Origin of the sequence: Limimaricola sp. G21655-S1 (genome assembly GCF_027213785.1) — a bacterium.
Classification (GTDB): Bacteria; Pseudomonadota; Alphaproteobacteria; order Rhodobacterales; family Rhodobacteraceae; genus Limimaricola.
On record NZ_JAPWGO010000511.1, the window covers coordinates 1 to 235 of the forward strand.

At 57.0% G+C, this 235-nt stretch carries 1 pseudogene; it reads left to right on the forward strand.

Annotation, left to right across the window (positions count from 1 at the left end):
- Positions 1-235, forward strand: a pseudogene (locus tag O4G76_RS21640) (ABC transporter substrate-binding protein); the annotation flags it as partial.

Here is a 235-nt window from a genome sequence, read left to right on the forward strand (position 1 = left end):
CCGCACCAGCGCTGAAGGAAGCGGGCTATATCGGCATGAGCCAGTCGCATCTGCCCTGGATCTTCACCGAGAACTTCATGTCCCGTCATAACCTGCCGTTCGCGACCAACGACAACGGCTATGATGGCGCAGAAGGCACTCAGATCCTCGTCAACAACGACGCGATCAAGGCGCATTTCACCGCCCTAACCGAATGGAAAGACAGCGGTTTCTTTGAATGGTACGGCACCGGCTG